Here is a 14198-nt window from a genome sequence, read left to right as displayed (position 1 = left end):
AAAATGAAAAAGAAAATATATCCTTTTTTAGTAATACTCGCACTGTTTGTGGTTTCTGCTTGTGAAAATTACACGGAGATTACACCCAAGGGTAAAAATTTGCTGAATCAAGTACGTGACCTCGATCAATTGATGAATTACGAGTATGGGAGTAATGGTTTCAATTTTATTAAACAGTCTGTATTGGTCAATGATATGTATCCTTATGCAGTAAATGTTCCTAACCTTATTAGTGGGACTGTAAGGAATTGGGATTATACATTGGTTACATACAATGAATCTATTGACAGGAAAGCTTTGACAGCAACAGATGATCCATACGAAGGACTTTATCCGATTATTACAAATGTAGCCAATATTGTTCTAGCTAAAGCAGATGAGGCCAGTGGTGATCCTACTTTGGCTCGGCAACTAAAAGCAGAGGCTTACATCTTAAGAGCTTATATGCATTATTTATTGGTAAATATATATGCTAAAGCTTATAATCCTTCTACAGCAGAAACAGATGGTGGCATTCCTTATGTTCGTGATATTGATGTTGAAGAACTTAACATCAAGAATACTGTGAAAGAAGTGTATGATAATATGCTTTCTGATATTGATGCTGCTTTTGCTTTAGATGCATTGCCTGATCAACCAAATAATAGTATGCGAATTGGGAAAGGATTTGCTTATGCTGTAAAGGCATGGGTACTTATATCTATGCATGATTATGAAGGTGCTTTGGTTGCAGCAGAAACAGGCCTTTCTTATAATGATGTATTAGAAGATCATCGCCCTTTTCTTCCTATTGTTGATGAGGGATCAGGTTTATCAGTTTCACGTGACGGACTCAAAGCTTCTGATAACATATTTTATGCGTATTATGGGAAAAACTATCCTCAATTTTTTACACCTAGTTTCGAAATTCTAAACAATTACTATGAAACTGGTAATATTATTAAAGATCACACTACTGCTTACAACGCTCTATATGGTCAAATTATATCTGGGATGCCTGGTATTTTACTTTGGTTTGCTCCTTATCAGCAGAACTCTGGGGGAATAACTACATCTGATCTGTATTTAATAAAATCTGAATGTCTTGCGCGAACAAATGATTTAAAAGGAGCCATGGATATTATAAACTTTATTAGGGAAAGACGCGTGTACCCATACGAGCCTCTTGCTACACCTGTTACTGAGGCTGAGGTTATGGAGGTGTTAAACAAAACAGCCAGAGTTGAGTATTTGTTTACATGGAAGAATTTTGTAAATATAAAGAGATGGAATACTGAAGGGATTTACGAACAAATAATTACCAGGACTATTAATGGGGTAACCTATACATTAGTACCTGATTCACCTTTATGGATATTCCCATTTCCTATGAGTTCGACGGATTATAATCCTACATTAACACAAAATTATTAACACATTTAACAAAGACAGGGTATTTCTCTATTATGAAAAGTTCCTGTCTTTGTTATAAATTATTATAATTTCTCGAAAAGAATATTTCTCTACGGTTGTACAATAAAAGCAAGAGGGATAATAAAATTTATAAATCAAAGATAAAACAATGAAAAATAAAAATTGGAAAAAAAGTATTTTACCATTATTAGCAGTTTGCTTCGCTTTATCAGTTTTTGGACAAAGTCCTGTTAAACTTAAAGTTGGTGATGTAGCTCCCGAACTTAGAGGAAATTGGATAAAAGGGACTCCTGTTGAATATTTTGAAAATGATAAACTATATGTTGTTGAATTTTGGGCAACATGGTGTGGTCCTTGCAGGGCGGCAATGCCCCATTTGTCTGAGTTGGCAAAAAAATATGCCGACAAGGTTAATGTTATTGGGGTTAATGTTTGGGAAGATCATAAAAATGGAAAAGAATTATACGAAACATCTTTACCCTCCGTTAAAAAATTTGTTCTAAATATGGGAGATAAAATGGCGTACAATGTTTTAATGGATAATAACGACCAGTATATGGCAAACAACTGGATGGTAGCATCTGGTCAATATGGTATCCCGGCATCATTCCTGATAAAAAAGGGAAAGATCATTTGGATTGGCCAACCTACAAAACTGGATAAGATTATTGAAGAAGTAATGACAGGTACTTATAAAATGAAAGCGGATGAATCTAAGAAAAGAGATGAAAAGTTAGAGAGAACGATTGTATCTTTTCAAGATTTAGCTAAACGGGTGAGTGAAGCTATTGCAACTGAAGATTATTCTGAAGCTCTTAATGATATTGATAGTACAATGAGTACAATTGATCCGGAACAGCAGTTACCTTTTTATAGCTTGAAGTTTACAACTCTTCTTGAGTGTGATGTGCATAAGGCTCTTGTATTTGCAAATGAGTGGAAAAAGATGCCTTCTGCCAGTTCTTTCATTGGGTCTATTATTGCTTCAAAGGATGAACTTTCCAAAGAAGTTTATCAATATGGAGTAGGTATTTTTACTGAAATGTTATCTGATAATTCAGTGAAACCGGTCATTTTTCATTATATGGCACAGTGTTATTTTAAAATGGATGATGTAAGCAATGCTATTGCATCTGAGGAAAAAGCCATTGAACTGGGGAAAGAGGCCATAGCATCAGGGGAACTCCAAGGAATGATCAATGATTCAACAATTGATGAATATCAGGAAGCATTGGCTAGATATAAAGCCAGCCAGAAGTGATGTATTATATAGTTATTTGGCTTTGGCACAATTTTGGACTTGTTAAAGAATGATTTGATAGGCGTATATGTTAAAATTTTAAGGGTTAGACTATAATAAGTCTAGCTCTTTTTGTTCTGTAGTAATTTCTGTAATATCGGTTTTGAAGAAGAGTATTTAAATAAGAGAAGTCTTGTTTTTCTCCCTGCTTTCAGATTTTATCATTAGGTAGTGTCTCAATTTTTGTGTAATTGACTTTAATTGATTTTAATATGTCCACATCTGTCAGGGAATGCCATATGAAAATCATTAAGCATAGCCCCCCAGACCGGTATAGGTTGATGCCATGTTTTAGATACCTTAAGACAAGCTAAATATATTGATTTAATAGCAGACTTATCATCTGGGAATTACATTTTGTTTCGAGTGTACTTTCTGATATTCTTATTTAAATTCTCAATTGCATTTGTAGTATATATAATCTTTCGGATTTCATGTGTATAATCAAAGAAGCAGGTCCATAAATTCCAATTAACACTCCAAGGCTTTACTGCAGATGGGTAGCGGTCTAACCATTTTGCTTCAAAACTAACAAGATATTCTTCTGCCATTTCTCTGTTAGGGGCTTTATAAACCATCTTTAGATTATCAGAAAATGCTTTACGCTTTTTAGAAATTATGTAGCCAAAACTTTGGCGAACCATATGAACCACACATATCTGTGTAATGGCTTTTGTAAAAGCTGCCTGAATTGCTTTGGTGAAGCCTTTTAAATTATCAGTTGCTGTAAGTAAGATGTCTTTAACGCCTCTTGCCTTGATATCATTAAGAACTTCACGCCAGAAGGAAGCACACTCCTCTTTCCCAATCCATAAGCCCAATACTTCGTTTATACCCTGCGTATTAAGTCCCATTATAATGTAAACACACTTACTCACAAGGCGATGATTTTCTTTCACTTTAATATGGATACCATCCATCCACAATACAAAATAGAACTCATCTAATGCACGATTACGCCACTTCTCTATACGAGGTAATAGCCGATCTGTAAAGCGGGAAATTGTACTCTTATCGATATCAATACAATATAAATCTTGTATGGTGTCTTGCACATCACGAACACTCATTCTCTTTGAATAAAGAGTTATAACATAATCCTCAATCTGGTCAATAACGCGCTTATGCTTGGGCACTATTTGCGGATCAAAGCTTCCTGCTCGATCTCTGGGTATAGAAAGTGTATACGCACTTGATTTTAACTTAACATTCTTTTTACTACTTCCATTTCTTGCATTCCCAGAACTACTGGTTTCATTTTTAGGGTAACCAAGATGTTCATCCAATTCCGTTTCCAATAAAGTTTGCAGGCCTTCTTGATACAAGTCATTCATATAATCATGAATATTCTTACCTGATTTTTTTTGGGACTCCAAATGAGCCTTTAGGTCTGATTTGTCCATACTTACAGTTTTAGTAAAGATGATAAATTTTATTAATTATAACCTTTACACAAAATCTGAGACAGTATCGTAAAAACTAGAGCGTCTGCTTATTGAAGCCATCAAATTGCCAATAGGAAACAGCTTTTTGCCAATTGACTATCAATTTTTGCCTCGGGGAGTCATCAAATTACTATTTGACGGATGCAACTTGCCAATTCATTGTCCCAAGTTACCAATTGGATGCATAAAAGTCCCGATGGGAGGGTATGAGCTACGTCGAGATTAATAGAATCTGGTGTTTCAGAATTTAATCATTTAGGTATTTATTCCTTTGTTCTTCATTGTTCCAAAACAGATAGCGGCCACACTCACGAATTGAGCTTACCCGCTCCATAAGAAAAGTATAAACTTAATCGTGTAATAATTTATTCGAATTGCTTTCATCTTTTTGCATGCGAAGTTGCACGGGCATTCTGTGAAGAGATAAGTTCAAAACCAATCTTATTTAAAGGATCTTGGTTTTTCTCACCTAAAGCGGAGAATTCAACCATATCTTGTATCATATTAGAATGCCCGCCACCTTCTCGAATTCGTTGTAATTTTTTCTGAACAACTTGTATGTTGAAGTTAGCAAAACTAAAATGATGCAGCATTTCATCACGTAAATCATATGCAGCAGGAGATTGTTCTATCCACTCTTTTTGACCTCTTGGCGAGCACGATACTCACTCATCCACTGTGCCTGGTAAAATCGCGATGCTCCCGATAAAGATGTTAGTTCATCTATTGTAGTCGCATCAAGTCCAGCTTGAATCAATACATCTTTGTTTTTAAGAGCCTCAATTGCTAAAACTTCTGCTCTAGCTGTGTATTCATCAATGGGTTGGTTGGGTAAATTGGTTTCGGAAAGAGGTATATCTTCAATTTGTTTTTCCCACTTCTTATAATCCGTTTTGTAATTTATAATAACCGTCCAAGTTTACGGGGGCACTTCAAAAAGCATTTGATTCACAACAAAAATAAACTCATTATTGGCGGATCAGGATCAGGAAAATCTTTTTTTTTCAATCTTCATTTACGATAATATGCAGGGAGTAGCAACTCCCATGAATACTTTATTATCCTAAGCAAATATTTTGAAGGAGGGGAGTACGATTACCTACTGAACAAATCGATGAGTTCTTTGCCTGTTTTTTTTTATACTTGAACTGGGTAATATTTAGGATCATGCCGTGATATTTCTTTTAGCAACACTGATCATTATGGATATTTTCCTGCAGAAAATGCGAAGACTCAGTGGCGTGAGAAAGGTGATTTGTTTTAGAAGAGGCCTGGAAGGCGATATCAACCCCTCAAATAACCACTTATCTGAAATACCTTTTAAAAATCATTCGGAAATTTTTTAGAGAAGCAATGATGTTTATCCAGGAGGTAGAGGCATGCAAGATGTGTTTTTGTTCCACAAAAACTCTTGTGCCTTCCAGCAGGGACTTTTCATCTTAGGATGAAAAGCTTGATTGTCCAAAGGACAAGATAAGGTAGATTGGGATAAGAATCTTGAAATAGTTTGATGTTGTGTGCTAATTCTAAACCATATTAAATTATTTGGTACTGTCCTTGATACATGCGATCGCAAAGTTGATTTTGGCCCCGATTTCAACAAAAGACTACGGCATAAAGGCGCCCAATTATTTCAAAGCGTTTTTTTTCCAACACACTGGCTTTAGGCAGCAAAAAGCTATATCAGTAAAAAAAACTGATATAGCACTTTGCTAAGCCCACTCAAAACACATTGAAATGATTTTCATTCCAGCGCACAGGCTATTTATTCCGCTTCCTTTTGCCGAAATCATTGCTTTTGATAAAGGGATGCTTACGCAAGTATGAAGGCCTTCTTATATGTATTTATGATTAGGAGGAATATTTAATAAACAGCATAGTCACAATAGAAATAACTGGTTTCTATTAAAATTTCTTTCTAAGTTTGTTCATATCTCTACTTACTTTTTCACTTACAACCTTGGAGTAAATTTGAGTAGTACGAATGTTCTTGTGACCCAACATGGAACTGATGGATTCAATAGGAACACCATTTGCCAAGGTAACAGTTGTCGCAAATGTATGCCTGGCCATATGAAAAGTCAGGTTTTTATTGATTGAGGCCAGATCAGCCAGCTCTTTTAAGTAGGCATTTAGTTTTTGATTACTCAGACTTGGAAAAATAAGGTTCTCCATTTTCTTTCCAGGAGACAATTTATACTTTTTAATTAGTTGTTCCGGAATAGGAAGCAATGGAACATTTGAAGGAATTTTTGTTTTCTTTCGTTGTGTAATGATCCAATTATTGCCATCAATTCCTTTTCTGATATGATCTATCGTTAGATTGGTAACATCAACATATGCCAATCCTGAATAACAGGAGAATAAGAAGATGTCTCTGACAAAATCCAATCGGGGAATCGATAATTTTAGATCCTCAAGTTTTTGAAGCTCTTCTTTGGTTAAATATTCTCTTTTTACTTCCACCAAAGTAGATTTATACTTTGTAAAAGGATCTTTGTTTAGCCATTCATTTTTAATGGCAAGGAGAATGATCTTTTTAAAGTTCTTGATGTATTTATAAGTTGTGTTATTATTGCATTTTCGAACAGTCTTGAGATAGTGTTCCAGATCAATAATAAAGGAATATTTAATTCGGTGTAAGGAAATATCTTTAAGGTTGTATCGATGCTTTAGAAAGTTCTTAACATGATCCAGTGTGGTAAAATACCTTTGTAAGGTAGCAGGGGAGTACGATATGCCAACCAATTCAGATATTTGCTTGTTGTGGTATTCAAATAGTTCCAAAAGTGTTTTTCTACCTTCATCAATGCCAAGAAAACGAGCTTTGAGTTTTTTAGCAGAAATATCCTCTCCATTTTTGACCATCTCGGTATGATGATCGTAAATTCCATTTTTAAGAGCATCCAGAAATTGATTGATTTGAACTCCACCTTTCTTTTTTGGAAAAGCTTTATTCAGTTTACTGTTCCACTTTTGGAGATTAATATATCTTCCAGTTGCAATCTCTACACGTTCTACATCTACAGAGATACGCACATAAATAGGAACCTCACCCTGTTTGTTAGAGCGATTCTTTCTGATTAAGAAGCTGATATTCAGTTTTGAAAAGGTGTTCATGCGTTAATAAAATCAATTCGTACTAAATATGTATTTTTCAGAATCATGATTAATTATTGAATGATGTTTAATAAATTTACTAAAACTCAAGCACAATAAAAATTTTATTTTCGAAATTGATTTGATTTAATCTATTTTGATTCAGTTTGTTATGAGGGTTTTGGTGAACAAGGAAGGGGTGTCGATTTGTTCACCGGATAGTTCTCGTATCTAGTGGTTTTATTTATACTAGATTGAATAGGGTAAAAACAAAAAAGACTGTAAATCCCTTGATTTACAGTCTTTTGCTTTAGGATAAATCCTAAGTTGCGGAGAAAGAGGGATTCGAACCCCCGGTACCTTGCGGTACACATGCTTTCCAAGCATGCACAATCGGCCACTCTGTCATTTCTCCAGACAGCATCTTATTGGATAATTGCGTGGCACAAAAGTAGAATAAAATTGCAGATTATAAAATATTATGCGATAAAAATGATAAGGAACTGCTTGCAGCACCATTTGCGGCACAAGCTACCTCTGTTAAAGTCTTAAAAGGATGTTGTTTATTTGCAAATAAAGGCAAGTGGAATGTTGCTTAAATCGTTGCTTGCAACGCTTGGTTTAAAGATTCTCTACTTGTTTGCCTGCTTCTAATTTCAAAATTTTGGTAACACTTTTTGGTATTTCGTGTTGGTAATGACTCACATAAATTAAACTTACATTGCTGTGTTCGCAAATTTTCTCCACAATATGTTTAAAGTTTTCCTGCTGATGCGTATCCAATCCCTGAGTAGGTTCGTCGAAGATTAGCAACGGAGGATTTTTAACCAATGCACGGGCCAAAAGACACAATCGCTGGGTGCTTGCCGATACCTCTTTAAAGCGTAGGGGAGCTGTGGCTTCAATTTCGAGCAGTCGCATCCATCGTTTCGAAATTTCCGCCTTTTCGGCATTCGATTTTCGGAACAAGCCCAGTGTGTCGTAAAATCCCGATTCAATTACCTGCAAACAATTATTTCCGTTCGGGAAATATTGAAAAAATTCCGGCGATACAAAGCCTATTTTCTTTTTAATATCCCAAATACTTTCGCCGCTTCCCCTTTTCACATTAAAAAGGGAAATGTGATTGGCATAGGCTTGTGGGTTATCTCCATTAATTAAGCTTAGTAAGGTCGATTTTCCCGCACCATTAGCACCAAGTAGTGCCCAACGCTCGCCTTGTTTAATTGTCCAGTTTACACGATCGATAATGGTGTTTTCGCCATATTTAATCACCACATCTTTCATTTCAACAATAGTTCGAAACGTTTGTTGTTTTTCAAGCGTCAAAAGTTTCTCAAGTTCGGGAATATTCATTTCAGGAAGCACCGAAGAAGGGACTTTTTCGGGAGAAAACGCTGCTTTCGTAAGCACTTGTACTATTTTTCCATGGTCTAAAATGGCAATGTGAGTGATGGCATCAGGAATTTCAAAGGGCGACGTGGCCATAATTATACTAATGCCAGAATCAGAAATTTCTGTAATTAACTGATCGATGTCGGTTCGGCTTGCGATATCGAGTCCGGTAAGCGGATTGTCTAATAAAAGCAGGCTGGGATTTTTTAGTAATGCCTTGGCAATTAGCAGTCTTTTTGTTTCTCCGTTCGATAATTTAATCAGGTGTTTCTTTTTTAAGTCCTGAAGACGTAAGCGAAGCAGTACTTTTTCTAATGTCCAGCTTGCTGGGGGGCAAACTGCTTTTGTTTCGGAAAGATATTGCTCAACGGTTTGTGTGTCCTCCGAATCGGAGGAATTAAAACGTTGCTGATAGTAAAAGCTGGTGGTATTGGATAGATTGGTGAAATGATGTTTGGCAGCAAGTTCACTAATTAAATTTTTCCAGTTAAAAAGTGCAGTATTTGGGTTTTCCTTTTTGGCTTTCTGGTTTAAGTAGGGGTGGGTAAAAACGCCTTTCGAAATGTGAAATTTGCCTGTAATAGCTCTTAACAGAGCGCTTTTACCCGAGCCACCAGCACCAACTATAGCCCATTGTTCCCCTCTTTTTACCGAAAGTGTAATATTTTCAAGAAGTATCCTATTGCGATATTGTACGTTTACATCTTCAAAGGAAATAACAGTTTCATGAATCATTCTTGGTTCTTTTAAGCACATCTGGTAAAAGTAGCGATTTTAGTGTATTTAAGGATGTTTTTATCTAAAAACACTATCGTCTGTCTTTTATCTAACGATCTTAATCAGCTCCGTAACGCTTTGCAATTTCCCTTTTTTGTTGTACGATTCATTTCGGATGGTTCCAATGTCTTTCACAATCCAAACCACATTATTCAATTGCACATTTATAAAGCCCATTTTACTTTGCACCTCTTCGCTTATTTTGTAACAAGTAAACGTGCCTGCCGAAGTGGTAATATCTTCGTGGGCTTCCACTTTTCGATTCACAATATTGGTGGTAATGTTCATAATTCCCGAGCCAATTTCGAGATTTATAGAGCCATCTTTTAATGCCATTCCGGCAGAAAGATTGGGAGGGTAAATTAAATCATCGGTAGTAATCTTTACCTCCATACCTTTAAATCCTTCCATCTGTTTCTGATTCAAATATCTTTCCATATCGATGTAAAAAACATTGTCTTTGCAACGAAAGCTTATGGTATCCTGCAGTAGGATATTATCAGATTTTTTTGGATCTCTATGGGTTTGAAGTAGATCATAAACCGTTTCGCCTCCATTATTTTTAATGGAGATTACTTTTTGAGAATAAATAGCATCAATTTTCCCTTTTGCGTTGGTGATCTGATAATGAAGTTCGGTACCAATTTCGCCGGGAATGTAAAGGGTGCAGTCTTGGGCGAATGCCATAATAAAGGAGGCACAGATCACTAATGTCAGGCTAACTAATTTTTTCATAGAATAAGGTTTAAACGGTTAATTAATGTGCTTTGAATAGTTATGGTTTAAAGTGCTTAAACAGGAACTGTCTGCCAAACAATTAAAAAACAGGCTTATATTTTGAATAAATACAGGCATTGGTTTTGTGTCTATTCATAAGTATTCATGCATTTGTAAAAAAAAGGATGAATATAGTGGATTCAATTTAGTAATTCCAGAAGGAATGAAAAAATATCATTTATTGGTGAGGTAAAATTGAATTAGGAATCAGATGAATCTAATTTCTCGATGCTGTGATGGTTTAATTTTCGATCCTTAACAATTAGGGGAGTAACCGGGGCTTTCGATTTTGCATTAAAAATTAGATCGTGCCCCAGGCACAAACCCATCATAATATTTAGCTCTGTGTTTTTTTCTTCCAAATAGTGTGCTTGTCCGGCCGGATTGCAGCTTATTCCTTTGTAATTGGGCACTAAATCCGAAAAAGGTACTTTTCCTATCTTGCAATTTACTTGTTCTACAGTAAATCCTGCTAGCTCAAGAAAGGTTCTTAGCTGGTTGGCTTGTTTGGTAAATGTGGTGCAATGTGCAATTCCAATTATTTTAATATTGGATATTTTGGCAAATTCTATAATTTCCTGAATCCGATCATTATTCCGGTTTAAGGAATCTGCCGCATTTTTCATGATCGAAATATCATGGTCAGAATATAAATCTTTATCATCCATTTTAATTTTTTAAGGAATTGCACATTGCTCTCAAGAGCTATTGATTTATTTTGATTTTATCTTAGCGATTAAAATAAGCTGTATTTTAAGTGGATAAATCGCATCATGTCTTCTACATCTAAAGATACTTCTTCAATGATATTTTCAATCTCACCTCCAAATATTTTCCCCATTATTGCACCATTCATGGTGGATATGAAGACTTGGCCGTCGGCTTTTTCGTATACGGCAAATGATTTTGGCATCATATTACCAATTTTTTTCCGACGGTCGTCATTTAGCATTCGCTCCGAAAATCCCGCATGGCAATACTTTATAATGTGATACTTGCCAATGCCTTTTCCTCCATTGTCGATTATTTCTTGGTTCTGATCGATAATAGTAGTTACATGCCAGCCTTCTTTTGCGTTGATTCTGGTTTTGATTACTTCCACTGATTTTTCAAAATCGTATGGACTTTTAAATTCTTTGATCATCATTTCCCCGGAAGATACACTTAGAGCAATTCCTGTAAATAGGATTCCAAGTGTAAAACCTAGTAGAATGGATACGATTATAGTTATATTTTTCATTCGTGTAATTTTAAAATAAGATATTATTCTTCGTTGATGCATATTTCACCTTGTCTAATTTTTCCGACTGTTTTGTAGGCCACAAAACTAATTGTGAGCACAGCTATTGCCATAAAAAAGAAGGACAAGTATTTAAAAATAGCTTGATGTGAAATTTGAAAAGCAACTACCGAAGCTATTGTTATGGCCATTAGTGGGAACGTGAAAGCCCACCACGATATAAAAAATTCAAGTTTTTTAAAGCTTTTGTGTAACACCAATAGCAATACGGCAAAGAAATAAGAAATCAGCAATAAAAAAACGGCAAATGTGTCCCAACTTTGCGCTATTCGAATGTATGCAATAAAACCAATTGCTGGTGGCGCAATAAGAATGAACAAGGTAGGAACAAATTTTTGTGGTAGCTGATGGTGAAAAATGGCACGGTTTAAGAAAATCGTAAATAGGATGATCCAAAAGAAAAATCCAACTCCAAAGTAGAAAAATGAAAATAGTTTTGGTAGGTATTCCACCCCGGCAATAGGAATTAACATGTTACCAACTATTGGGATAAACCAAGCCGGGTTCATAAATTGAATTTCAAAATTATTTTGTATCCAATAGGCTACAGTGTAAAGCATTAATGCCGTATGTACAATGGTTCCAATCCACCAAAAGCTCATCGATAAAAAGGGCCAATAACTCATGAATGCAATGGATAACAAAAGAATTGAAATGGAGAATGCTGAGAAAAAGTTAATACGAATTCGATGATTAAAATCTATTTTCACCTCTTCAAAATGCCGAATAGCCTTTAATGCATACAAAACGGATATTCCTAAAAATACAAATAGAGTACTAAACAGCATAATTTCGTAGAATATCTTGGGTAGCCATTGCATGTGGTGAAATTTGGCAAATACAATGCTTAATCCGGCAAGTCCCATAACAATAGCATAGGCGGTTATGGGGAAATATCTTAATTTACCTTTCATGTGTAATCAATAACTATTTGTTGCTAGCAGCACTAATGTACAGGACTCTTCTGTTTTTATTCCATGAGAATTCAAGTTCTCTGCAAAGGCAGTATTTTCAGTGCCTGGATTAAAAATTACTCTGCGTGGTTGTAAAGAAATGATGTAGTCGTAATAGCTAACCTGGTTTTTTGCAGATACATACATGGTAACGGTATCCACATCAGCACAAGAAGTTTGTTCCTTTACAATTTCACGATCGAATAGTGTGCCGGCTTTATTGCCAAGCATATAAATATCGTGTCCGTTTTCAAGTAATTTGGCAGCGGCTTTATATGAGTAACGTTCTGGATTTAAGCTAGCTCCAATTATTAAAGTTTTATTCTTCATTGGTAATTATTAATTATTATTGCGTTTATTTTATCGTAGTTTTTAAAGCTCCCGGATTAATAGAGAAAAGCCGGTATTCTGGAGGATTAATTTCTAGTTCGTCGGCAATCCATTTAATATGTTTGGATAGAACCTGAAACACATTTTCCGAATTGCAATTATGAATGGCCACCGGAATAAAATGTTTATTAATTAGTGTAATGTTTCGCCCAAATTGTAAGGATACCAAAACTTGAACATGATTCTTTTGCAAAAGTTTAATAATGGAATCTCCTTTTTTTATGGAACCATGAACGGGTTTTTCATCGAGGTTTTTATACTTATTTACTTGATGAGAAACCAAATTAAAGGATTCGTTAGAATATTCATAGATTAGATATTTATCTACATCACCAAAATGTTTTGCTTCAAATTTATTGGTTCGGCTAACCGCAAAGGCAAATATTATTTTGTAATTATTCATAGCGCAAAGAGATTGTTATCCTTATTTATTCTTGATAAATTTACCAAAGCAAAAATACGAGGAGTCTTATGCGAAAACAAGAAACAGGAAATGGAGTATTCTGTAATTAAAATTGAAATTTGATAACTTTTTTGCAACGAGATAATAATTCTCTTTTCAGTAGTGATATTCTTTTTTTTAACGATTAGCACATTTGTAGCTAATAAAATAGTAAAACGGAATGACTTTGAATGCGATTGATAATAGTAAAGAAAATAACGAGTTAAACGTTGATTGTTTTCAAAATCTGGGACTTACGGATTTAAAAATCATTAATGAAAAGAAAAAACAGGTTAAGTTTTTTAAGGATGAAACTGTTTTTAAGCAAGGTGCATTTGCTCCGCATGTGTTGTTTGTAAACCAAGGTTTGGTGAGGGTATACTTGCAAACGAATAAGAACAAGCAGATAAATATTCGTTTGGCTAAAAAGGGCGATTTAATTGCTTTTTCTTCCATTTTTGGGAAAGACACGTATCTCTATTCTGCAATTGCTTTAAAAGATTCGAATATTTGTATCATTGATAAGCAGGCGTTAAAAGAGTTATTGTTGAGAAATCCTCAATTTGCAATGGAAATAAATTCCAAGAATTGCCATAATGAAAATAGGTATATCGATATTATTCAAAATATCTCCTACAAGCAAATGAGAGGAAAATTAGCTTCTGCTTTGTTGTATTTATCTTCCGAGCGGTTTATAGACGACAATGTTTATGAGTATTTAACTCGCCAAAACATTGCTGATTTTGCATCGATAAGTGTGGAAAGTGCAGTCAAATTTATTAAAGAATTTGAGAAGGAAGGAATAATTTGTTTGGATGGAAAAAGAATTACAATCACAGATATAAAAGTACTGGAAGAAATTAATAGGAGAGGTTAATTGTAAGATTAATTCGGTAGGAAAGTATTT

15 protein-coding genes, 1 tRNA gene and 1 pseudogene are annotated in these 14198 nt (G+C 34.9%); 6 read left to right on the top strand and 11 right to left on the bottom strand.

Annotation, left to right across the window (positions count from 1 at the left end):
* The first annotated feature begins 3 nt into the window (after positions 1-3).
* Together BZG02_RS08490 and BZG02_RS08485 are read left to right on the top strand one after the other, a co-directional pair.
* A complete protein-coding gene (locus tag BZG02_RS08490) occupies positions 4-1413 on the top strand; it encodes a RagB/SusD family nutrient uptake outer membrane protein (protein ID WP_101261000.1) in 1410 nt (469 codons plus the stop codon).
* A gap of 148 nt (positions 1414-1561) precedes the next feature.
* Positions 1562-2674, top strand: coding sequence for a TlpA family protein disulfide reductase (locus tag BZG02_RS08485; RefSeq protein WP_101260999.1), 1113 nt, complete (start codon positions 1562-1564; stop codon positions 2672-2674).
* A gap of 389 nt (positions 2675-3063) precedes the next feature.
* Here the strand turns inward: BZG02_RS08485 and BZG02_RS08480 are convergent, their stop codons facing one another.
* Positions 3064-4116, bottom strand: coding sequence for an IS256 family transposase (locus BZG02_RS08480; protein ID WP_101260998.1), 1053 nt, complete (start codon positions 4114-4116; stop codon positions 3064-3066).
* A gap of 670 nt (positions 4117-4786) precedes the next feature.
* A complete protein-coding gene (locus BZG02_RS21205; protein WP_281253667.1) occupies positions 4787-4915 on the bottom strand; it encodes a hypothetical protein in 129 nt (42 codons plus the stop codon).
* 108 nt (positions 4916-5023) lie between these two features.
* On the opposite strand from BZG02_RS21205, the gene BZG02_RS21315 reads away from it, so the two are divergent.
* From BZG02_RS21315 to BZG02_RS21305, 3 genes and pseudogenes are all read left to right on the top strand, one after another.
* Positions 5024-5182, top strand: a complete 159-nt coding sequence (locus BZG02_RS21315; RefSeq protein ID WP_425432613.1) for a TraG/VirB4 family ATPase — start codon at positions 5024-5026, stop codon at positions 5180-5182.
* 148 nt (positions 5183-5330) lie between these two features.
* Positions 5331-5504, top strand: coding sequence for a TraG/VirB4 family ATPase (locus tag BZG02_RS21310; protein WP_425432612.1), 174 nt, complete (start codon positions 5331-5333; stop codon positions 5502-5504).
* Positions 5434-5601: pseudogene (locus tag BZG02_RS21305) on the top strand (TraG/VirB4 family ATPase); the annotation flags it as partial. The gene BZG02_RS21310 and the pseudogene BZG02_RS21305, both read left to right, overlap by 71 nt.
* 462 nt (positions 5602-6063) lie before the next feature.
* On the opposite strand, the gene BZG02_RS08470 reads toward BZG02_RS21305, so the two are convergent.
* From BZG02_RS08470 to BZG02_RS08430, 9 genes are all read right to left on the bottom strand, one after another.
* Entirely contained in the window at positions 6064-7278 is a 1215-nt protein-coding gene (locus tag BZG02_RS08470; protein ID WP_101260996.1) for a site-specific integrase, read from the bottom strand.
* 309 nt (positions 7279-7587) lie between these two features.
* Positions 7588-7672 (bottom strand) — tRNA-Ser (locus tag BZG02_RS08465).
* Positions 7673-7878: 206 nt separating this feature from the next.
* Positions 7879-9387, bottom strand: coding sequence for an ATP-binding cassette domain-containing protein (locus BZG02_RS08460; protein ID WP_101260995.1), 1509 nt, complete (start codon positions 9385-9387; stop codon positions 7879-7881).
* Positions 9388-9474: 87 nt separating this feature from the next.
* Positions 9475-10164, bottom strand: a complete 690-nt coding sequence (locus BZG02_RS08455) for a TapB family protein (protein ID WP_101260994.1) — start codon at positions 10162-10164, stop codon at positions 9475-9477.
* A gap of 242 nt (positions 10165-10406) precedes the next feature.
* The gene (locus tag BZG02_RS08450) at positions 10407-10874 is read right to left on the bottom strand and encodes a DUF1847 domain-containing protein (protein ID WP_101260993.1); all 468 of its coding nucleotides are present in this window, start codon (positions 10872-10874) and stop codon (positions 10407-10409) included.
* Positions 10875-10942: 68 nt separating this feature from the next.
* Positions 10943-11446: a DUF302 domain-containing protein gene (locus BZG02_RS08445; RefSeq protein ID WP_180335672.1), complete on the bottom strand. Its 504-nt coding sequence runs from the start codon at positions 11444-11446 to the stop codon at positions 10943-10945.
* A 23-nt stretch (positions 11447-11469) separates the two neighbouring features.
* Entirely contained in the window at positions 11470-12420 is a 951-nt protein-coding gene (locus BZG02_RS08440) for an SLAC1 anion channel family protein (RefSeq protein ID WP_101260991.1), read from the bottom strand.
* Positions 12421-12426: 6 nt separating this feature from the next.
* Positions 12427-12789, bottom strand: a complete 363-nt coding sequence (locus BZG02_RS08435; protein WP_101260990.1) for a CoA-binding protein — start codon at positions 12787-12789, stop codon at positions 12427-12429.
* Positions 12790-12814: 25 nt separating this feature from the next.
* Positions 12815-13252: a NifB/NifX family molybdenum-iron cluster-binding protein gene (locus BZG02_RS08430; RefSeq protein ID WP_101260989.1), complete on the bottom strand. Its 438-nt coding sequence runs from the start codon at positions 13250-13252 to the stop codon at positions 12815-12817.
* 220 nt (positions 13253-13472) lie between these two features.
* Between BZG02_RS08430 and BZG02_RS08425 the strand changes: the two genes are divergently transcribed.
* Positions 13473-14168: a Crp/Fnr family transcriptional regulator gene (locus BZG02_RS08425; RefSeq protein ID WP_101260988.1), complete on the top strand. Its 696-nt coding sequence runs from the start codon at positions 13473-13475 to the stop codon at positions 14166-14168.
* Positions 14169-14198: the final 30 nt, after the last annotated feature.

It is taken from the genome of Labilibaculum filiforme, assembly GCF_002843315.1.
GTDB classification, from domain to species: Bacteria; Bacteroidota; Bacteroidia; order Bacteroidales; family Marinifilaceae; genus Labilibaculum; species Labilibaculum filiforme.
Note: the sequence above shows the minus strand (reverse complement) of the source record. Positions and strands in the feature narration are given on the sequence as shown.